This is a genomic window from Neisseria zoodegmatis (assembly GCF_900187305.1).
GTDB lineage: Bacteria > Pseudomonadota > Gammaproteobacteria > Burkholderiales > Neisseriaceae > Neisseria > Neisseria zoodegmatis.
Window position 1 is genome coordinate 2,148,216 of record NZ_LT906434.1, and the last position, 20,090, is coordinate 2,168,305.

General features: G+C 52.7%; 19 protein-coding genes. 11 read left to right on the forward strand and 8 right to left on the reverse strand.

All coding sequences use genetic code 11. The annotated features are described in order from the left end of the window. Positions 1-199 precede the first annotated feature (199 nt). The 4 genes from rpsU to rpoD all read left to right on the forward strand — a co-directional run bounded on the left by rpsU (position 200) and on the right by rpoD (position 5,087). On the forward strand, positions 200-412 hold the full coding sequence (gene rpsU, locus CKV66_RS10100; RefSeq protein WP_054600191.1) for a 30S ribosomal protein S21: 213 nt from the start codon (positions 200-202) through the stop codon (positions 410-412). A 299-nt stretch (positions 413-711) separates the two neighbouring features. Beyond that, on the forward strand, positions 712-1,158 hold the full coding sequence (locus CKV66_RS10105) for a GatB/YqeY domain-containing protein (protein ID WP_085362915.1): 447 nt from the start codon (positions 712-714) through the stop codon (positions 1,156-1,158). A gap of 68 nt (positions 1,159-1,226) precedes the next feature. After that, entirely contained in the window at positions 1,227-3,002 is a 1,776-nt protein-coding gene (dnaG, locus tag CKV66_RS10110; RefSeq protein WP_085362842.1) for a DNA primase, read from the forward strand. Between the two features lie 126 nt (positions 3,003-3,128). After that, complete coding sequence (gene rpoD / locus CKV66_RS10115; RefSeq protein WP_085362841.1) at positions 3,129-5,087, forward strand: RNA polymerase sigma factor RpoD; 1,959 nt, start codon at positions 3,129-3,131, stop codon at positions 5,085-5,087. A gap of 85 nt (positions 5,088-5,172) precedes the next feature. Here rpoD and CKV66_RS10120 read toward each other — a convergent pair whose 3' ends face one another. After that, positions 5,173-5,811, reverse strand: a complete 639-nt coding sequence (locus tag CKV66_RS10120) for a tetratricopeptide repeat protein (RefSeq protein ID WP_085362840.1) — start codon at positions 5,809-5,811, stop codon at positions 5,173-5,175. Between the two features lie 173 nt (positions 5,812-5,984). Between CKV66_RS10120 and CKV66_RS10125 the strand changes: the two genes are divergently transcribed. Continuing rightward, entirely contained in the window at positions 5,985-7,676 is a 1,692-nt protein-coding gene (locus tag CKV66_RS10125) for a choline/carnitine O-acyltransferase (RefSeq protein ID WP_085362839.1), read from the forward strand. Positions 7,677-7,847: 171 nt separating this feature from the next. Here the strand turns inward: CKV66_RS10125 and CKV66_RS10130 are convergent, their stop codons facing one another. Continuing rightward, positions 7,848-8,162, reverse strand: coding sequence for a DUF2322 family protein (locus CKV66_RS10130; protein ID WP_085362914.1), 315 nt, complete (start codon positions 8,160-8,162; stop codon positions 7,848-7,850). A 154-nt stretch (positions 8,163-8,316) separates the two neighbouring features. Beyond that, positions 8,317-8,943 (reverse strand): uracil phosphoribosyltransferase, encoded by a 627-nt coding sequence (upp, locus tag CKV66_RS10135; RefSeq protein ID WP_054600184.1) that lies wholly within the window; start codon positions 8,941-8,943, stop codon positions 8,317-8,319. Between the two features lie 241 nt (positions 8,944-9,184). Here upp and cysD point away from each other — a divergent pair, with 241 nt between their 5' ends. Continuing rightward, a complete protein-coding gene (gene cysD, locus CKV66_RS10140) occupies positions 9,185-10,099 on the forward strand; it encodes a sulfate adenylyltransferase subunit CysD (protein WP_085362838.1) in 915 nt (304 codons plus the stop codon). Between the two features lie 87 nt (positions 10,100-10,186). Here the strand turns inward: cysD and CKV66_RS10145 are convergent, their stop codons facing one another. Continuing rightward, positions 10,187-10,630, reverse strand: coding sequence for a DUF4149 domain-containing protein (locus CKV66_RS10145; RefSeq protein ID WP_085362837.1), 444 nt, complete (start codon positions 10,628-10,630; stop codon positions 10,187-10,189). A gap of 140 nt (positions 10,631-10,770) precedes the next feature. On the opposite strand from CKV66_RS10145, the gene CKV66_RS10150 reads away from it, so the two are divergent. From CKV66_RS10150 to kdsB, 5 genes are all read left to right on the forward strand, one after another. Beyond that, positions 10,771-12,342, forward strand: a complete 1,572-nt coding sequence (locus CKV66_RS10150; RefSeq protein ID WP_085362913.1) for a YdgA family protein — start codon at positions 10,771-10,773, stop codon at positions 12,340-12,342. A 172-nt stretch (positions 12,343-12,514) separates the two neighbouring features. Beyond that, entirely contained in the window at positions 12,515-13,540 is a 1,026-nt protein-coding gene (lpxK, locus tag CKV66_RS10155; RefSeq protein ID WP_085362836.1) for a tetraacyldisaccharide 4'-kinase, read from the forward strand. Between the two features lie 18 nt (positions 13,541-13,558). Next, positions 13,559-14,305 carry a hypothetical protein gene (locus CKV66_RS10160; RefSeq protein ID WP_085362835.1) on the forward strand — a complete coding sequence of 249 codons (747 nt, stop codon included), beginning with the start codon at positions 13,559-13,561 and terminating at the stop codon, positions 14,303-14,305. A gap of 74 nt (positions 14,306-14,379) precedes the next feature. Further along, positions 14,380-14,562 (forward strand): Trm112 family protein, encoded by a 183-nt coding sequence (locus tag CKV66_RS10165; protein WP_085362834.1) that lies wholly within the window; start codon positions 14,380-14,382, stop codon positions 14,560-14,562. Beyond that, a complete protein-coding gene (gene kdsB, locus CKV66_RS10170) occupies positions 14,559-15,317 on the forward strand; it encodes a 3-deoxy-manno-octulosonate cytidylyltransferase (RefSeq protein ID WP_085362833.1) in 759 nt (252 codons plus the stop codon). The genes CKV66_RS10165 and kdsB overlap by 4 nt, the downstream gene beginning before the upstream one ends. A gap of 192 nt (positions 15,318-15,509) precedes the next feature. Here the strand turns inward: kdsB and CKV66_RS10175 are convergent, their stop codons facing one another. The 4 genes from CKV66_RS10175 to nirK form a co-directional block, all read right to left on the reverse strand. Next, on the reverse strand, positions 15,510-16,445 hold the full coding sequence (locus tag CKV66_RS10175) for a YheT family hydrolase (RefSeq protein WP_085362832.1): 936 nt from the start codon (positions 16,443-16,445) through the stop codon (positions 15,510-15,512). 2 nt (positions 16,446-16,447) lie between these two features. Beyond that, on the reverse strand, positions 16,448-17,095 hold the full coding sequence (locus CKV66_RS10180; RefSeq protein ID WP_085362912.1) for a phosphatase PAP2 family protein: 648 nt from the start codon (positions 17,093-17,095) through the stop codon (positions 16,448-16,450). Positions 17,096-17,655: 560 nt separating this feature from the next. Then, positions 17,656-18,378, reverse strand: a complete 723-nt coding sequence (locus tag CKV66_RS10185) for a formylglycine-generating enzyme family protein (RefSeq protein WP_085362911.1) — start codon at positions 18,376-18,378, stop codon at positions 17,656-17,658. A gap of 167 nt (positions 18,379-18,545) precedes the next feature. After that, on the reverse strand, positions 18,546-20,039 hold the full coding sequence (gene nirK / locus CKV66_RS10190; RefSeq protein ID WP_085362831.1) for a copper-containing nitrite reductase: 1,494 nt from the start codon (positions 20,037-20,039) through the stop codon (positions 18,546-18,548). Positions 20,040-20,090 lie beyond the last annotated feature (51 nt).

A 20,090-nucleotide genomic window follows, 5' to 3' on the forward strand; every position in this document is an offset into this window, starting at 1 on the left:
ATCCGCTAACTATTGCGCAGCCGTTTGACACGGCTCGTTATTTTTCCGGCACACCCGTCCGTGCCGCCGTTAGGAGGTGATGTTTACATCACGGCGCGTATCCCGCCCCGCCGCAAGGCCGACAGCGATACAACAAAACCCCATTCACAGGCCGTCTGAAAAACAAGAAGGCCGAAACCAAAATATTGAAGGAAATAAAATGCCTGCTATTCGTGTAAAAGAAAACGAACCTTTTGAAGTTGCCATGCGCCGTTTCAAACGCGCTGTTGAAAAAACCGGCCTGCTGACCGAACTGCGCGCCCGCGAAGCTTACGAAAAACCGACTACCGAGCGCAAACGCAAAAAAGCCGCTGCGGTTAAACGTCTGCAAAAACGCCTGCGCAGCCAACAACTGCCTCCGAAACTCTACTAATCACACTTTCTGAATAATGTGATTAAGCAATACACCGTAAAGCCTTGCGCTTTGCGGTGTTTTGGCTTGTATAAGAAACAAACTTTACTAACTAAATCAATCCCACAAACACACCGCCACGAAACCTTTTCATGCTTCGTCACACCAAGAAGCAGCAGCGTCAAACAGCTACATTCAAAACCGCCGCACACACAAACGGCCGTTTGCCCCGCATTTCCGCCCGAAATGCCGAAACAGCTTGTTTTTAAACCAAACAACACCATTAAAATGGTTTGAAACCCCAACAAAGTGAGCCCGCCATGAGCCTGAAAGCGCAACTTTCCGAAGACATGAAAACCGCCATGCGCGCCAAAGACAGCGTTACCCTGTCCACCGTGCGCCTTATCAACGCCGCCATCAAGCAGTTTGAAGTGGACGAGCGCACGGAAGCCGACGACGCCAAAGTGATTGCCATCATTACCAAGATGGTGAAACAGCGCAACGACAGCGCCAAAATCTACACCGACGCCGGCCGCGCCGATTTGGCGGAAAAAGAAAACGCCGAAACCGAAGTGCTCAAACGCTACCTGCCGCAAATGATGTCGCCTGAAGAAATCCGCAGCGCAGTAGAGGCAGCCGTTGCCGAAACCGGCGCGGCAGGCATGGCCGATATGGGCAAAGTAATGGGCGTATTGAAAACCCGATTGGCCGGAAAAGCCGACATGGGCGAAGTGAACAAAGTGCTGAAATCGGTGCTCGCCGCCTGATCCGAAAAGGCCGTCTGAAAGAAAACGCCTTCTCAAACGTCTCTTTCAGACGGCCTCGATACATAACCATGATACCGAGTGAATTTATCGACGAGCTGCTGGCCAAAGTCGATATCGTAGATATTATCGACGAGCATGTGCCGCTGAAAAAAGGCGGCGCCAACTACATGGCCTGCTGCCCGTTTCACAAAGAAAAATCGCCGTCGTTTTCCGTCAGCCCGCAGAAACAGTTTTACCACTGTTTTGGTTGCGGCGCGCACGGTTCGGCCATCGGGTTCATCATGGAATATCAAGGCTTGAGCTTTACCGAAGCCGTGCAGTATTTGGCCGACCGCGTCGGCATGACCGTACCGCGCACCCGCGGTCAGCAGGAAAACCCCGAACAGCGCGCGCAACGCAAGAAAAAACAGCAAACGCTGGAAGAAACCACCGAAGCCGCCGCCGCTTTTTATACAGGCCGTCTGAAACAAGATGTCCATGCGCAGCAATATCTCAGCGGGCGCGGTTTGAGTGCCGAAATCATCGAGCATTACGGATTGGGTTACGCGCCCGACAGTTGGCAGCCGCTGGCGCAGATTTTCCAGCCCTACCCCAACACGCCGCTCGTAGAAAGCGGCATGGTTATCGAAAAAGACGGCAAATATTACGACCGTTTCCGCGACCGCATCATGTTCCCCATCCGCAACCAGCGCGGACAAGTGATCGGCTTCGGCGGGCGGATACTCGACAAGGGAGAGCCGAAATACCTCAACTCCCCCGAAACGCCGCTGTTCGATAAAGGCCGCAACCTCTACGGCCTGCACGAAGGCCGCGCCGCCATCAAAGACGCAGGGCGCATTTTGGTGGTGGAAGGCTATATGGACGTGGTCGCTTTGGCGCAGTTCGGCATCGGTTACAGCGTCGCCGCGCTGGGCACCGCCACCACCGCCGACCACATCAAGCTGCTGATGCGCCAAACCGACAGCATTTACTTCTGCTTCGACGGCGACCGTGCCGGCAGAAAAGCCGCATGGCGGGCTTTAGAAAACGCCTTGCCGCAACTGAAAGACGACAAATCGCTGCATTTCCTGTTTTTGCCGGAAGAGCACGACCCCGACAGCTACATCCGCGCATACGGCAAAACACCGTTTGAAGATGCCCTGCTCAACCAAAGCAAACCCCTGTCGGAATATTTTTGGGAACACCTTTCAGACGGCCTTAATCTGGATACGCAGGAAGGCAAAGCCGAACTGGTCAAAACCAGCTCGCCCCTGCTGGCACAGATTACCGCACCCGCTTTAGGCTTTTTATTAAGGCAGCGTTTAAGCGAACTGGTGGGCATCGACACCGCCGATCTCGCCCGCCTGATGGGCGAAGAAGCCCCCAAACGCCAAGCCCGGCAGAAAAATTACAAACTGCCCAAAGAAACCTTTAAACAACCGCAAATGTCTACATTGGCGGAACGCCAGATACGCAGCCTCTTGATAAATCCCGCATGGGCTTCATATATAGACCTGCCCGAATATCTGACCCTAACCGGCGATTTTGCCTGCCTAGCCAATCTCGCCGAGCTGATCAACAGCCAGCCGGAGCCGCCCACAGGCGCGCGTATTTTGGAGCACATGCGTGGAAGCCCTTATGAAGCCACGATAAACCGGATTTTCCAAAACGCGCTCAACGACCTGGAAGCACTGGAAGGCAACAGCGAAGAAGATTGCGAAAGTTTCCAACTCGGCATGGCCAAACTCCTGAACGAGTTGAAAAACGCTCAAATTGAGGCATTAAAAGAAAAAAACCGGCAAACCGGTTTAAACGAAAGTGAAAAAAAACTGCTGCTGGCACTATTAACGCCAAGCGCACGATAAAACCCAAGGCCGTCTGAAAAACATATACCCCGCTGCAACCGAGTCGTCTTGTACCTACCGCAGAATACCCTACCGATTTGTTTCAGACGGCCGCCAATCCGTTAAACCATTCATCGAGAACATTCTATGTCCACCGAACACAGCAATACACACGACAGCGAATACGAAGAACAAGACGACAACCGTCCGCTCACCCTTGAAGAGCAGCGGGCACGGTTACGCCAGCTCATTATCATGGGTAAAGAGCGAGGCTACATCACCTACTCCGAAATCAACGACGCCCTGCCTGATGATATGTCTGACGCAGAGCAAATCGACAACATCGTCAGCATGATTTCAGGCTTGGGCATCCAAGTGACCGAGCAGGCGCCCGATGCCGAAGAAATGCTGATGAGCGACAACACCGCCGCCATCACCGACGACGACGCCGTTGCCGAAGCCGAAGCCGCCCTGTCCAGCGTTGACAGCGAATTCGGCCGCACCACCGACCCCGTGCGTATGTACATGCGCGAAATGGGTCAGGTCGATCTGCTGACCCGCGAAGACGAAATCATCATCGCCAAAAAAATCGAAAACGCTCTGAAAAACATGGTACAGGCCATTTCCGCCTGCCCCGGTTCGATTACCGAAATTTTGGAGCTGATCGGGCGCATCCGCGCCGATGAAATCAAAGTCGACGAAGTTGTAGAAGCCATTATCGACCCCAACGAAGTATTGCTCAACGAACTGGGCTTAGGCCATCTGGAAACTGCCGCACCGGCCGACAACAGCGATACCGACGACAGCGACGACAGCGACAACGACAGCGAAGATGACGAAGACGAAAGCAGCCCCGAAGCCATCGCCGCCACCAACTTGGAAGAGCTGAAGCAAAAAGTGCTCGAACATTTTGAACGCATCCAAGAAGATTACGACAAAATGATCGCCGCGCTGACCAAACACGACAGCCGCCATGAAACCTATTTGGAACACCGCGACGCCATCGCTTCCAAACTGCTCGAAGTACGTTTCGCCACCCGTCAGATTGAAGCCTTGAGCAGCAACTTGCGCGAACGCGTGGAAAACATCCGCAGACTCGAACGCGAAATCCGCGATATCTGCTTGGATCGCGTTCATATGGACAGAGACTATTTCATCAACTACTTCCTGCCCGAAATCACACGCTTGGATTGGGTTGAAGAAGAAGTGGCCAAAGGCAAAGTTTGGAGCAACGCGCTCGACCGCTTCCGCCATGCCATTATCGAGAAACAAACCGCGCTGGCCGACATGGAAACCGAAACCCGCATTTCCATCGAAGAGCTGAAAGAAATCAATAAAAACATGGTGATCAGCGAAAAAGAAACCGCTGCCGCCAAGCAGGAAATGATTCAGGCCAACTTGCGTTTGGTGATTTCGATTGCTAAAAAATACACCAACCGCGGCTTGCAGTTCCTTGATTTGATTCAGGAAGGCAATATCGGTTTGATGAAAGCCGTGGATAAGTTCGAATACCGCCGCGGTTACAAATTCTCTACTTACGCCACATGGTGGATTCGTCAGGCCATTACCCGCTCGATTGCCGACCAAGCGCGCACCATCCGTATTCCGGTTCACATGATTGAAACCATCAACAAAATGAACCGCATTTCGCGCCAATATCTGCAAGAAACCGGCGAAGAGCCTGATTCTGCCAAACTGGCCGAACTGATGGAAATGCCCGAAGACAAAATCCGCAAAATCATGAAAATCGCCAAAGAGCCGATTTCCATGGAAACGCCAATCGGTGACGACGACGATTCGCATTTGGGCGATTTCATCGAAGACGTGAACAATGTCGCTCCGGCAGACGCGGCCATGTATTCGAGCCTGCACGAAGTTACCAAAGAAGTGCTGGAAAGCCTGACTCCGCGCGAAGCAAAAGTATTGCGTATGCGCTTCGGTATCGACATGAACACCGACCACACGCTGGAAGAAGTGGGCAAGCAGTTCGACGTAACCCGCGAACGTATCCGCCAAATCGAAGCCAAAGCATTGCGCAAACTGCGTCACCCGACCCGCAGCGACCGCTTGAGAAGCTTCTTGGACAGCGAAGAGAACAAGCAGTAATCTCTATTCACCATCAAAGCTTCTGTACATAAATGAAAAAGGCCGTCTGAATATTTCAGACGGCCTTTTCTTCATTACATTCTTATTACATTCTTTTCTTTTTCAATACCGATGTAGCTTTAACATCGCCTTGCTCGGCAGCTTTGACCAACCAATGCTTGGCTTTTGCTTGGTTGCGCTTCACGCCCGTGCCGTTCAAATACATCATGCCGATTTTGAATTGGCTTTCGACTTCGCCTTTTTCTGCGGCTTGTTCGTACCACTCGGCGGCCTTACGATGGTTGCGTTTCACACCTTTTCCGGATTCGTATAACGCAGCGAGGTTTACCATAGCATTCACTTGGCCGAGTTCCGCAGCTTTTGCATACCACTCAACCGCAATAACGTAATCGGGGCGCACACCCCAGCCGTTTTCATACAATAAACCCAAATGATAAATGGCGTTCACATGGTTTTGTGCGGCGGCCTTTTCCCACCACTGTTTGGCTTGGGCGTAGTCTAAAGGTCGGCTGATGCCGTCTGAAAACATCATGCCCAATTGGTTTTGCGCATTGGCATCGCCTTGCTCGGCAAGGGCTTTCATGATTTTATGGGCTTCTTCGTATTGGCCTTTGCTGTATGCTTCTTTGGCCTGTTGGTAGGTACCCGGTTGTACGTTTGCACAGGCGGATAATGCCAGAAAAATTGCGCACGAAGGCGCTGCAAGCCAACGTAAAACTTTCATTATTCTTCCTTTCTAAAGTGAGTGCACGCTGAAAAATGACATTATACTAATAACCATCTACACAACCGTCACTTAATAAACAAACGGCATATTATTCTTACCATAGGTTACTTCAAACGGGTTTTTCCGCTACAATCTACTAAATATCATAAACTTAACAAAAGGAGAGAAGCATGACCCAGCAACCACGCTTGCCGGTGCCCGATCTTGTAGAAACCTGTGCCCGCTACCTCAAACAGGTGCGTCCGCTGCTGAGTGATGAAGAATATAAAAAAACCACGGCTTCCGTGCGCCATTTCCAAAGCCGGATAGGGAAAACATTACAAACACAACTGGAAACATCCGCCGAAAAAGCCGACACCAGCTGGCTACTGGATGCTTGGCTGAAAAGCTATCTCGACGTGCGCACGCCTCTGCCTCTGGCGAGCAATGTAGGCTTTGCCATCCGCACGCACGGTAAAAGTTTGAGCGAATGGGCGGCTGCCATCGCCGCCGTGTGCGCCGACTTCCACCACAACCGCATTCCCGTGCCACACACTCCGCAAGGCACGCCCGTGTGTATGCAGCAATGGCAGATTTTGCGCGGCGCGGCGCGTACCCCGAAAACCGCCAGCGACGGCTACCGCATCGCCGAAACCACCAGCCGCCACATCGGGGTTTTGCACAACGGCTTCTATTACAGAATCACCGCGCTTGACGATCATTTTGAAGCCTACCACCCCGACACCTTCCAACAGGCGTTCGAGCAGATTTTGACCGACCACATCGAAAACCCCTACCCTGTCGCCATTCCCTCTTATTTGGGCGGCAACGCCACGGCTCAGGTTTATCGTGCCCTCAACACCAAAGACGACAACGCCGAGCTGATCAACCATCTCGAAACCGATTTGTTCCACATCAGCCTCGACCACATGCCGCTGGCTGCCGACGACGACCTGGCCCGTGCCACGTTTGTACCGCATCAAAACGTGTGGTGCTACAAGCCGATGACTTTCTGCTACAACAGCGCAACGCAAAGGCTGTTTCTGCATTGCGAACACACTTGGGAAGACGGCGGCGCATTAAAAGGCATCGTGGCGCTTGCCGCAGAAAAGCTCCATGCCCACCACGGCAAAAAAACGGCACCGGCCATCAGCCGCCACCAATGGACGCTCACGCCCACCCAAAAGAAAAATTGGCCGCAATGGCAGCAACAATATGCTCAACAAGCTGCTAAAATGCGCGTAACCAGCGTACCCATTCCCTTTAACGGCAACAGCATTCCGAAAGGTGTCAGCCACGACGCTTTGATGCAGTTTTTGCTTCAATACGCCCTGCTCACCACCTACGGCGAAGTGAGAAACACCTATGAAGCGGTGGACGTCAGCCATTTCCGCAACGGCCGCACCGAATGCGTGCGCCCGATTTCGGATGAATCGCTCGCGTTTGTCGGCACGTTGCTGCAAGACCAGCCCGACCAAAGCCTGCTCGATGCCGCCCTTGCCGAACACAAAGCCCGCATCAAAGCCGCCAAACTGGGGCAAGGCGCCAACCGCCACTTGCTCGGTTTGAAGCTGATGGCACGGCAAAACGGCAGCCGCCGCGTTCCCGCTGTGTTTAAAGACAAGGCTTATGAAGTTTTCTCAACCGATTTCCTGTCCACTTCCACTTTGGGCGACGACAGCACGATCATTAATTTTGCCTTCGCACCCACTTCCGACGGCGGTTTGGGCATCAACTACACCTTAACCCAAGACGGCTGGCTCTTCACTGCCAGCTATGCTGAGCAACAAAAACACGAAGTGGCGATTTTTCTTGAAGCCTTAAAACAAGGTGCGGAACGCTTGCTGCCTTTCTTCAACCCGAAAGCCAAAGACAGCCAATAAAGCGTTTTCTTACCCTTAAACAGCTTGAGGCCGTCTGAAAAAACCGAACCTTGCTATGAAACACAAGGTTCGGTTTTTTCAGACGGCCTTTATTCATTGTGCGGCCAAGCAAAGAAACGAAAGCGGCTCTAGTCGTTCCTCCATATCCAAATGCAGAAACGGCAATGCCCTTTAATTCGTCAACGCTTTCAGCTGCAAATTCAAGTTTTCAGCTTTCACTTTAAACAGCAAATCAATATTGGGATGCTTGCCGGGGTTGGCTTCGGCATCGGCCACATGTTCGGCAAACAAAGCCAAACCGTGTTCGGCGGCTTCGCGGCTCAACACACCGTTAAACTCCTGTGCCAGTGCGTGATAAAGCTTGAGCGAACCGAGCTTGCCGGGCGCGGCGGGAATATGGTGGATGGTTTCGCCGTTGCTCAACACATCCAAACCGCTCAGATGGTCAATAGAAGGCAAGGTGGCGAGGTTGTCTTGAAAACTCATGGCAATTCTTTCTTCAAAATACAAAACGGCAAAACACACTTGCCGGATAGGAAACAGGCCGTGCCAGCCTGCCGATAAACCGATGCCGTCTGAAACACTTTTAGCGAAATCCGCAAAGCTCACTTTCAGACGGCATCAAACGATCTCAACGCAATCAGCGCGTGCCGAAAATCTTATCGCCCGCATCGCCCAAACCGGGGATGATGTAGCCGTGTTCGTTGAGATGGCTGTCGAGCGCGGCGGTGTAAATGGTTACGTCGGGGTGGGCTTCGTTCACCAGCTTCACGCCTTCGGGCGCGGCCACCAGCACCAAGGCTTTGATATTGCGGCAGCCTTTCTGCTTCAGCAAATCAATGGTGGCCACCATCGAGCCGCCGGTTGCCAACATGGGGTCGATAATCAACGCCGGACGCGAATCCATGCTGTCGACGAATTTTTCAAAATAAGAAACCGGCTTGAGCGTTTCTTCGTCGCGTTGCAGGCCGACCACGCTGATTTTGGCGGTGGGAATCAAATCCAGCACGCCGTCGAGCATACCCAAGCCGGCGCGCAGAATCGGCACAACCGTGAGCGTTTTACCTTTAATGCGCTCGCCTTCGATCTGGCCGCACCAGCCGTCGATAATATAGTTTTCCGTCGCGAAATCGCGGGTGGCTTCATAAGCCATCAAGCGCGCCAACTCGGTGGTCAACGTGCGGAATTTAAACGTGCTGCACTCGGCTTCGCGCATCAAGGTGAGTTTGTGTTTGACCAGCGGGTGGTCGATAACGGTAATGTTCATGGTGGCGCTTTCTGCTGTGTCATTATAGTACGGCGGCTATTATACGGCTTTTCAGAAACGTATTGAAAGAGCGGCCTGCACGCCGCAAAGCCCGCTTCGCCAACGCCCGCCCTTGCCCCAAAAGCGAAAAACCGCAGGTTTTATAACAAAATCATCTTAAATTAAAACCAACCATTCTTTCCCTTTTTCAGACGGCCTCATTAAAGTAAAGCGCATCGAGGCCATCTGAAAAGAACACATCATGTCTATCCAAAACCACCACCTCAACTGGCTTGAAGCCGAATCCATCTACATCATCCGCGAAGTGATTGCCGAAGCGAAAAACCCCGCGCTGCTGTTTTCGGGCGGCAAAGATTCGGTGGTGCTGCTCGCGCTGGCCGTGAAAGCTTTTCAAATCGAAGGCCGGCCGCTCAAGCTGCCATTCAAACTGCTGCATGTGGATACCGGCCACAATTATCCCGAAGTGATTGCTTTCCGCGACCAAACCGTCGCCCGCACCGGCGTGGAGCTGGTGGTGGGCAGCGTGGAAGATTCCATCAAACGCGGCACGGTGGTTTTGCGCCGCGAAACCGACTCACGCAATGCCGCCCAAGCCGTTACCCTTGTCGAAACCATTGAAGAACACGGCTTCGACGCACTGATGGGCGGCGCACGGCGCGACGAAGAAAAAGCCCGCGCCAAAGAACGCATCTTCTCTTTCCGCGACGAATTCGGCCAATGGGATCCGAAAAACCAACGCCCCGAACTTTGGAATCTCTACAATACCCGCCTCTTCCCCGGCGAAAACATGCGCGTGTTCCCTATTTCCAATTGGACGGAACTCGACATCTGGCAATACATCGCCCGCGAAAACCTTGCTCTGCCGCCGATTTACTATGCCCACGAACGTGAAGTGGTCGAACGCGGCGGCCTGCTTGTGCCCGTTACCCCGCTCACACCCAAGCGCGACGGCGAAACCGCGCAAGTGTGCAGCGTGCGTTTCCGCACCGTCGGCGACATTTCCTGCACCTGCCCCGTTGCCAGCACCGCCGCCACACCGGAAGACATCATCGCCGAAACCGCCGCCGCCACCCTTTCCGAACGCAGCGCCACCCGCATGGACGACCGCGTTTCCGAAGCGGCCATGGAAGAGCGCAAAAAAGCAGGCTATTTCTAAAACGCAGATAACAAGGCCGTCTGAAAACAGTTTTAGCGCAACCCGCATCACTCGTTTTCAGACGGCCTCAAGTAATCCCAAATCAAATCAGTGCGTATCCAGCTTCAACAAACGGAACACCAGCCCCAAACCGATCACACTGCACACCATATACACAATGCTCGACACACCGTGCCATTGCCCGAAAGAGCCGCCGATCAAACCCAACAACCAATTGGATTCGCCCGCTTTATGCGCCTCAATCACCGGCGTAATCAAAAACTGGTTCACCGCCATCAATATCAGCAGCAGCACAATCCATTTCGGCGTGTAAGAACGGGTATAGCCGCGCTCGGCGTACATCTTATACACCGCATACACCAACAGCCAAACCGCCAAGCCGAAATAAGCCACCACGTTGAATAAAACGCCCGCCAGCTCGCCCGCCTGCATTCTTTGCAGATTTTGAAACAGCAGCGGCGCCGCCACATAACCCATTCCAAGCTGCAAACCCAGCCACACTCCGGCCAACACAGCCGCCAGTTTTTTCATGAAGCACTCCAGTCTGATTGATACACAACAAAACACATGATACTGCCGAAACCGCCCGTTTTACAACGCTCGCGGGCGCTGCAAAGACAAACCGGGCAAATAATGCTATCCTGCACGCTTTCTGTTTGAAATTTGATGCAATGAAAAAATTTCTGATTTCCGTATTGTTCGTCGGCATTTGCGCTTTAGCAGCCCTGCCTTACTATTTAGGCATCAAAGCCGAAGAAAGCCTGGCCTTCCAGCAGAAGCTGCTTGCCGAGTCCAGCTTTCTGACCGTCGAATCGCACCAATACGAACGCGGCTGGTTCAGCGCAACCGAAACCACCGTTATCCGGCTCAAACCCACCTTGCTGCACAACACCCAAAAATACCTGCCCGACAACCTGAAAACCGTTTTAAAAGAACCCATTACGGTTATCAACCATGTTAAACACGGCCCCTTTGCCGGCGGCATCACTCCCGTGCGCGCGCATGTGGAAACCGAATTCCAATACCACCCCGAAACCGCCAAAGTGTTGGCACGCTTTTTCGGTGAAAACGCCCCCGTCAGCATAACCAACACCGTGTATCTCGGCGGCAGCGGCAAGCTGGCCTTAAACGTGCCTGCTTTCGACTACGAAGAACTTTCCGGCATCAAACTCAACTGGAAAGGCTTGAGCGGTTCTACCGCCTACGAATCCGATTTTGCCGCCTACACCCACGATTATGCCGCACCTTCCCTGCAACTCAAGCTGGCCGACAAGGGCAGTATTGCCATGGAAAACCTGCATATCCGCACGGAAACTTCCGAAGGCAGCAACAAACTGGCCTTGGGCAACAGCAGCTTCAAGCTCGGCAAATTCTCCACCCAATGGCAAGAAGGCTTCGACTACAACATCAAAATCAACGAATTGGTAAATATCGTTACCGACTTGCAGATCGGCGCGTTTATCAACCCCACCGGCACCATTTCGCCGTCTAAAATCGTGGTCGACAATCTCCGGTTCGACACCCAAACCGGCGAAAGCGGAGAATGGATCAACAGCGAAGGGCGTTTCCGCTTTGAAACCCTAACCTACGGCGACGACCGCTACGGCCCGCTCGACATCAACATTGCCGGCGAGCATCTCGATGCCAAGAGCCTGCTGGCGGTTAAAAACAAACTGGCCGAACTTTCCTCTAAAGAAATGAGCGAAGAGCAGATTCAGGCCGAAATCATCAAAACCGTTAAAAACGACGCTTCGGGGCTGTTTACTCAAAACCCCGTGCTGAAAGTCAAAACCTTCCATTTCACCATGCCCGAAGGCATTGTGGACGTGAAAGGCGAAATGCGCTTCACCGGCCTGCTGCAAAACGACCTCAACGACTTGAGCGCGATGCTGAAAAAAACCACCGCCCATTTCGACATGCAAGTACCGCAAAAACTGCTTGAACAACTTGCCATCAATCAGGCCCGCAACATTTTCAGCGTGAACGCCAAAGACTTGGCCGAAGGCCGCGCCGGCATCGACGATATCAACGAAACCCTGCGCCTGATGGTCGACAGCACCGTCAACTCCATGGCCGGAGAACAATACCTGACCGTTGAAGAAGGCAACATCAAAACCCGTATCGAATTGGCCGACAACCAATTGAAACTCAACGGCAAAGCGTTCCAAGCCGAACCCGAACCCGAGTTTGACGAAAGCGATATGCTGCCCGAAAGCCCCGCCGCTTCCGCGCCTGCCCGTTAGGTTTCGACTTCTTTATTGATGATGCTTTTTCAGACGGCCTGTTATCCAACGATACAGGCCGTCTGAATATTTCCCTCAAGCAATGCATCCGCAAGCTCAACGCCAAAATTAATTTTGCAAAAATCCGTCCAAGCCACCACAATGGCGGCAATGTTTCCCAAAGGCCGTCTGAATGCCCAAACTTCATGAAATAATCGAACAACATTGGCAACGCCCCCGCCCTTTGCTCGGCGCGGTGTTATGGCCTTTGTCGCGGCTGTTTCAAGCCGTATCGTTTGTGCGCCGCGCTTTGTATCAATCAGACCGTCTGAAAAGCCGCAAACTGCCCGTGCCGGTGGTGGTGGTGGGCAATATCCATGCGGGCGGCGCGGGTAAAACCCCTGTGGTTGCCGCTTTGGTGTCGGGCTTGCAGGCGCAGGGCATCCGTGCGGGGATTATCAGCCGCGGCTACGGGCGCAGTTTCAGCGGCACACATGTATTGAATGAAAACAGCACCGCCGCAGAAGCCGGAGACGAGCCTTTATTGCTGTACCGCCAAACCCACTCGCCGACTGCGGTCGGCAGCGACCGTGCCGATGCAGGGCAAGCACTGTTGGCGGCGCATCCCGACATTCAAGTGATTGTGACCGACGACGGCCTGCAACATTATGCTTTGCAGCGCGATATGGAAATCGTGGTGTTTCCCGTTGCCGATGCAGGCCGTCTGAATTTGGATTTACTGCCCAACGGCGGTTTGCGCGAACCGCTTTCCCGCTTGCAGGAAGTTGATGCCGTGGTGATCAGTGGCTGCACCGAAGCGCATCAAAACGCGTTCGGCCTGCACCGAAACGAATTTCACAGCCGCCTCGGCACCGGCAATATTTACCGCCTGCACCACCCCGACGAGCTTCTCGACACAGGCCGTCTGAACGGCTTGCGCGTGGCCGCCGTGGCCGGCATTGCCAAGCCCGAACGTTTTTTCAATACCTTGCGCGCCATGGGCATCACACCGGCGGAAACCCGCGCCCTGCCCGATCACGCCGCGCTGACTGCGGCGGACTTGCCGCAAGCCGACATCGTGATCATTACCGAAAAAGACGCAGTCAAACTTTCAGACGGCCTGCCGCATTCTGTGTGGGTGCTGCCCGTTTGTGCGATAATCGAGCCTGACTTGGCGGCGTTTGTCGCAGGCCGTCTGAATTTATCTAAAACTTTTTAACAACGGAAAGCTTAAAATATGAAAAAACCGATACTCTTGCTCTCTACTTTGTTTCTTTTGGTGTCCTGTTCATCTGTTACCAATACAAATACAGACAATAAAAAAGTTGATGCCGAATCTATTTTATTTCCTCCTTCCGTCAAAAAACAAACCGCCTCACTTATGCAATACGTAGTTAGAAAAATGGGGGATAATTTTGGTGAAATCATCATTAAAAATCCTGAGTTGAAAGAGCTGAATTTGACTAAAGAAGAAGCCCGAGGTGTGAAAAAAATTTTCCAGCTTTTTTTCAGTGATTTAGAAAAGCAGATTGATTATAGTAGTATGATCAACCAAATTGTTCATTCTTCTTTAGCACAATGTAATCATTTTACTGAGAAAGAACTCTTAAACATCCAGCAATTCCACCAGACACCTGTAGGCATTTCTTTACTTGAAAAAATCAATGACTACAAACTAAAACAGGCAAAATTACAATCCGAAAAAATTCTTTCTTCTGCATCAGCGGGTAAATTAATTAAACCCCAAACTACAGACAATGAAATTTCAATGCCACTATCTCTCTATACGCCACAGGAACTCAAGGCCATACAAGAATTCTACAACATACCTGGTAATGAAATGATTTTCTATAAACAAGCTCAATTTCAAATATGTGTGGAAAAAGTTTCAAGTACCATGGGAGAGCAAATATTTACAAAAAAATTTGAAGAAAATGAGTCTAAACTGAGCAGAGAACTTGGAAAAGTATTGAAAGAAGAATAGCAGTAACTTACAGCCATATCTTGTACAGTTAAGCAGTATCTGTACATTTTAGATTCAACTGGAAAGCAAAAACCATGGAAAAGAAATTTTTAGACATCCTCGTCTGCCCGGTCAGCAAAGGCAAACTGGAATACCATCTCGACAAACAAGAGCTGTGGTGCCGCCAAAGCAAACTGGCCTACCCCATCCGCGACGGCATTCCCTATATGCTTGAAGCCGAAGCGCGCGAATTGAGCGAAGAAGAGTTGCACGCATGAGCGCCTTTACCGTTTTGATTCCCGCCCGGCTCTCTTCCTCGCGCCTGCCGGGTAAAGCGCTGGCCGACATCCACGGCAAACCCATGGTGGTGCGCGTGGCCGAACAAGCCGCCAAAAGCAAAGCGGCGCGCGTCATCGTTGCCACCGACCACGCCGACATTCAGACGGCCTGCCAAGCGCACGGCATCGAAACCGTGATGACGGCCGACACGCACGAGAGCGGCACCACCCGCCTGGCCGAAGCCGCCGCCACGCTGGGCTTGGCCGACGACACCGTGATTGTGAACGTTCAGGGCGACGAACCTTTAATCGACCCTGAACTGATCAACCGCACCGCCGCGCTGCTGGTTGCCAACCAAGTGCCGATGGCCACCGCCGCGCACGCTATCGACAATCTGGCCGAATTTCTCAACCCGAACTGCGTGAAAGTGGTGCTCAACACCCACGGCAACGCCCTGTATTTCAGCCGTGCGCCGATTCCCTACCCACGCGATGCGATGGCTGTCGGCACAGACAAACTGCCCGAAGGCTTAAACCCGCTGCGCCACATCGGCATTTACGCCTACCGCGCCGGCTTTTTGCAGCAATACGCCCAAATGAGCGCTTCCGTGCATGAAACCGCCGAATCGCTGGAGCAGCTGCGTGTGCTGTGGCACGGCTACTCGATTGCCGTCGGAGTGACCGACACCGCCCCCGCCGCAGGCGTGGATACGCCGGAAGATTTGGAAAGAGTGCGCGCTGTCTTTAAGGGATAACGGCGCCCAAGCAGCAGATAACATTTGCCCGTTGGTAACAGGCCGTCTGAAAACATCTCCGGCCGCCAACGGGCAAATATTATCTACTAAATGTGTTTGAAACCGATTCATCGCCAGACAAACGGCTTTATTGCCATTCGTCATACCCAAGTTTGGCTCAATCACGGCGTGTGCTGCTTGCGCTGGTTTACGCTAAACCTGTTCAAAATAAGACAAAACCGTTTGCGGCAGCCAATTCAGATGGCCTCTGCCCGCTCCGCTCACAAAACCAACATGCCCGCCGTAGGCCGGTTGCAGCAAGGTAACGGCAGGCGACACCTCCGCCGCAGTCGGCAGCGCTTCCGGCGGCAGAAACGGATCGTTCAAGGCGTTCAGCAGTAAAGTCGGCACCGCGATATTCCCCAGCAAAGGCTTGCACGACGAGCGGCGGTAATAATCGTGGCGGTCGGCAAAACCGTGCAACGGCGCGGTAAATCTGTCGTCGAAATCGCCCAGAGTTTTACAGCTCACCAGCGCTTCTTTACCGTAGCCAACCGCTTCGGCTTTCGGCAGCAGCGATTGCAGGAAATAGCGCGTGTAAAGCATACGGGTCATGCCGCGGTCGAAGCGCGTACCGGCTGCGGCCAAATCCACCGGCGCGGACACCACAGCCGCAGCCTGCGGCACCGCCGCGCTTCCCTCTTCTCCCAAATACTTCGCCAACACATTTCCGCCGAGCGACACGCCTGCCGCGTAAATTACCGCAAACCGCTCCGCCAGCTTAGCCAGCATGTGCGCCACTTCACGGGTATCGCCGGAATGGTAAAACACCGGCGCGGTATTCGGCACGCCGCCGCAGCTTCGAAAATGCGCCACCACGCCGTTCCACCCCCGTGCCTGCACCGCCCGCATCAAGGCCACGGCGTAATGGCTGCGGCTGCTGCCTTCCAAACCGTGAAACAGCACCACAAGCGGCGCGTTTTTATGCGGGCTGTCGATAAAATCGTAAGCCACCATCGTGCTGCCGGTACTGTCGGGCAGCAGTTCGCGGCGGTATTGCGGCGCGGCTTCCTGCAATGTTTTGGCGTAAATGGTTTCAAGGTTGCCGTTTCGCAACCAAAACGGCGTGTTCAAAGGCGTCAACTTCATACTTACTTGGCTCCGGGTAATCTACGGAACAAAACGAGATACAAACCTACCGAAATACTCATGCCCGTAATCCAGCCGACCAGCACATCCGTCGGATAGTGAACGCCCAACACGATGCGCGAAAAGCCCATCATCACGTCAAATGCGGCGGCTGCGGCGATAATCCATTTTCTGTGCGGCGACTGCCAATAAATCAGCACCACCATCGTAGCGAGCGCCGCGGCAAACGTGCTGTGCCCGCTGGGAAACGACGCACTGGTTTCGTGTACCACCCGCGGCCACAGCTCCGGCCGCATCCGTCCGAAAAACTGCTTGGCCACAGACATCACCATTGTCGGCAGCAATGCCGCCAGCAATACGAATACCGCATACCCGCGCTGTTTGCGCAGATAAAACCATGTGGCAAACACCACCGTAATCGGCGTGGCGACGGAAGCTTTGCCGATATGGTGAAGCACAACGGCGGGAGCGGTAAGCACACCGCCCCAATGCTGATGCACCCACAGCATCAACGGTTCTTCGAAATGGAAGCGGTCTTTATCCCAAATATCTTCGGCAATAAATCCCGCCACAATCAGCGGCAGAATGATACTGAAAAACAACAATATTACGAGGGGAATGCTGGGTATAAACGCGCGTGGAGACAACATAAAAATGAAGCGGCAAATAAAAAACAAGACGGCATTTTATAGAAGAGCCACGGTTTATAACAGGCTGCGGCAGTAAAAGCGCCTTGTTTTAACAAGAATTCATTATTTGATTTTCATAACTTAACAGGTTGTGATTATTTTTATTATTTACAGATGATAACCATTGCAATTTTCACAATGGAAAGTTAAGTAAAGGTAAAGAATTGTTTAGAAATTGTTGATATGATGGCTTTCAAGTTGTTTATAAAAACAAAAATGTGCTGTTGCCTGCAACAGCAAGGTTCACATAAATACGGAGGTTTATCATGTCTGTTTTGCTATTGGAAGCGATCATTTTCGTTAACTGGGCATCTTTGCTGACCATCTTGGGCTTTTGGGTAACGGAATATATTCTTTAAACCAAAACAGCCGCTATTCAATGAAAGGCCGTCTGAAAATATGTTTTCAGACGGCCTTATCTTTTGTACTCCATTACCGCAAATAAAAAAACGGTACGCTGTTACCAACGTACCAAAAGGTTGCCTTGTTTTGATGGAACACAGTAAAAAAGATACCCGATATTACTTCACACACCGGAAACCTAAATTGTTCAACACAAACTTGGCCTGCAAACTGGTGCGGATGCCGTAGCGCATAAAGGCGGCGTAATCGCTGGGGTCGGCCGAGCCTGCCGATGCGCCGCTGCAAAACATATTATTCCCCGCCGCCGCGTTGGAACTGAGCAGGCTGCTGTTGAAATCTTCCGTCCATTCCCAAATCAGGCCGTGCATATCGTGAATGCCCCAATAGTTCGCCTTGCCTTTGCCCACGTCGCGCAGCCCTTTGCGGCTGCCTTCGGCATACCAGTCGAGAATGGTGCGGTTGTAGCCTTCTTCCGCCGTGCCGTTGATTTTGGTGGCGGATGCCTGCCCGGCAAACTCCCATTCATCAATGGTCGGCAGGCGTTTGCCTTGTGCGGCGCAGTAAGCGTGTGCGGCGAACCACGAGACGTTGGTAACCGGTTTGTTTAGGTCTTCTGCTGCCGGCGCGAAAGCGTTCGAACCGGTTTGCGTCCAATGGCGCAGATAGCCCGATTCGGCTTTTTTGCTGTCCACCTTGCCGCGCTGCCATTGCGGGTATTTTTTCACAAACGCGTCAAACTGGGCGTTGGTTACGGGCAGCTTGTCCATATGAAACGCTTTAACCTGAATCATGGGCGTTTCTTTTTTGAGGTAAAGCGGGCGGTAACTGCCGCCTTTGACCGCAGCCATATCCGAAGCGGCTGCGATGCCCGCCGTACACATCAGCAAAGCGGCAAACAGTTTGGTAGCGGTATTCACGGCTTTTCCTCCATGCTGGTTTTTCAGACGGCCTTAACAACATTACCGATATTTAGTTAGATAAGGCCGTCTGAAAACAGTTCGCGCTTGTTTTGCCAACCGTTTTTTCAGACGGCCTCCAATTGCCCTACTTATTTGGCTGCACGCTCTTTGGCTACGTCGGCTGCGGAGATTTGTCCGCCGCCGTTGTCGAAGCTGTTGAGGATGTAGGTCAGCACGTTGGCGGTATCTTCGTCGTTTAAGGCCATAGCAGGCATTACGCTGTTGTATTCTTTGCCGTTGACGGTGATTTTACCGCTCACGCCTTTTAAAACGGCATGGATACCGCGTTTGTGGTCGGCTTTCAGGTAATCAGAATTAGCCAGCGGAGGGAACGCGCCTTCCACGCCTTTGCCTTCCGCGCCGTGGCAGGCCATACAGTTGGCGTTGTACACGGCTTTACCGAGCTTGATTTGGTCTTCCTTGCCGGCCGCTTTTTCGGGGCCTGCGGCCACTTGTGCGGCTTCGCTGGCAGTTAAGGGTACGGTTTGGATGGTGCCGCCTTCAGGCTGGTAAACGGTATCGCTCATTTTGCCCGAATAAATTTCTTTGTTGGCAGGGCCTTCTACCACCAGTTGACCCAATGCGCCTTTGTTAAACGCACGGAAAATAGAGTGGTCAACCAATGTGAAGCTGCCGGGAACATCCAGTTTGAAGTCAACGATGGCTGCACCGCCGGCAGGCACCAAAGTGGTTTGGATGTTTTCGTTAATCAGTTTGCCGCCTTCCACATAAACTTTATCGAAGATTTCGCCGATCACGTGGAAAGAAGACACTAAGTTGGGGCCGCCGTTACCCACATAAATCCGCACGCTTTCGCCTACCTTGGCTTTCAGAGCGTTATCACCGGCAATCGAACCGACGTGGCCGTTAAATACCACATAATCGGGCTGTTCTTTAATGGCTTTTTCCATATCGAAAGGTTGCAGGCCGCGTTCGCCGTATTTGCCTTTGGTATAGAAGTCGCCCTGTACCACATAGAATTCTTTGTCCACTTTCGGCAAGCCTTCTTTAGGCTCGACCAAAATCAGACCGTACATACCGTTGGCGATGTGCATGCCCACGGGGGCAGTGGCGCAGTGGTAGATATACAGGCCGGGCTGCAAAGCTTTGAAGCTGAAGGTAGAAGTATGGCCGGGCGCGGTAAAGGTGGCTTCCGCACCGCCGCCGGGGCCGGTTACGGCATGGAAGTCGACGTTATGCGGTACGGTAGAGCTGGGGTGGTTGGAGAACTGCACTTCCACTTGGTCGCCTTCGCGCACACGGATGAATTGACCCGGCACTTGACCGCCGAATGTCCAATATTTGTAGTCCACGCCGTCGGCCATCTTCATGACTTTTTCAATCACTTCCATTTTCACAACCACTTTGGCGGGGTAGTCGCGGTTAACGGGCGGAGGCACTTCGGGAGCGTGTGTCATCACGGCATCAATCACCGGCAGATCGCCTTGCGGTGCTTGTGCATCGGCTTTTTGCTCGGCAGATGCGGGGGCTGCGGTGTCGGCAGGTTTCTCGGCTGCTTTTTGACCGCAGGCGGAAAGTGCGAAAGCAGAGGCAATCAAGGCGGCAAGAATGTGATGTTTCATGGCAGTTTCCTTTTTTGTTGTTCCTCTTACCGAAGTAAGCGGGTTTTATCG

Bases quoted from the DNA above. Each gene is read 5' to 3' on its own strand.
- rpsU (WP_054600191.1), top strand. From the start codon at position 200: ATGCCTGCTATTCGTGTAAAAGAAAACGAACCTTTTGAAGTTGCCATG.
- CKV66_RS10105 (WP_085362915.1), top strand. From the start codon at position 712: ATGAGCCTGAAAGCGCAACTTTCCGAAGACATGAAAACCGCCATGCGC.
- dnaG (WP_085362842.1), top strand. From the start codon at position 1,227: ATGATACCGAGTGAATTTATCGACGAGCTGCTGGCCAAAGTCGATATC.
- rpoD (WP_085362841.1), top strand. From the start codon at position 3,129: ATGTCCACCGAACACAGCAATACACACGACAGCGAATACGAAGAACAA.
- CKV66_RS10120 (WP_085362840.1), bottom strand. From the start codon at position 5,811: ATGAAAGTTTTACGTTGGCTTGCAGCGCCTTCGTGCGCAATTTTTCTG.
- CKV66_RS10125 (WP_085362839.1), top strand. From the start codon at position 5,985: ATGACCCAGCAACCACGCTTGCCGGTGCCCGATCTTGTAGAAACCTGT.
- CKV66_RS10130 (WP_085362914.1), bottom strand. From the start codon at position 8,162: ATGAGTTTTCAAGACAACCTCGCCACCTTGCCTTCTATTGACCATCTG.
- upp (WP_054600184.1), bottom strand. From the start codon at position 8,943: ATGAACATTACCGTTATCGACCACCCGCTGGTCAAACACAAACTCACC.
- cysD (WP_085362838.1), top strand. From the start codon at position 9,185: ATGTCTATCCAAAACCACCACCTCAACTGGCTTGAAGCCGAATCCATC.
- CKV66_RS10145 (WP_085362837.1), bottom strand. From the start codon at position 10,630: ATGAAAAAACTGGCGGCTGTGTTGGCCGGAGTGTGGCTGGGTTTGCAG.
- CKV66_RS10150 (WP_085362913.1), top strand. From the start codon at position 10,771: ATGAAAAAATTTCTGATTTCCGTATTGTTCGTCGGCATTTGCGCTTTA.
- lpxK (WP_085362836.1), top strand. From the start codon at position 12,515: ATGCCCAAACTTCATGAAATAATCGAACAACATTGGCAACGCCCCCGC.
- CKV66_RS10160 (WP_085362835.1), top strand. From the start codon at position 13,559: ATGAAAAAACCGATACTCTTGCTCTCTACTTTGTTTCTTTTGGTGTCC.
- CKV66_RS10165 (WP_085362834.1), top strand. From the start codon at position 14,380: ATGGAAAAGAAATTTTTAGACATCCTCGTCTGCCCGGTCAGCAAAGGC.
- kdsB (WP_085362833.1), top strand. From the start codon at position 14,559: ATGAGCGCCTTTACCGTTTTGATTCCCGCCCGGCTCTCTTCCTCGCGC.
- CKV66_RS10175 (WP_085362832.1), bottom strand. From the start codon at position 16,445: ATGAAGTTGACGCCTTTGAACACGCCGTTTTGGTTGCGAAACGGCAAC.
- CKV66_RS10180 (WP_085362912.1), bottom strand. From the start codon at position 17,095: ATGTTGTCTCCACGCGCGTTTATACCCAGCATTCCCCTCGTAATATTG.
- CKV66_RS10185 (WP_085362911.1), bottom strand. From the start codon at position 18,378: ATGTGTACGGCGGGCATCGCAGCCGCTTCGGATATGGCTGCGGTCAAA.
- nirK (WP_085362831.1), bottom strand. From the start codon at position 20,039: ATGAAACATCACATTCTTGCCGCCTTGATTGCCTCTGCTTTCGCACTT.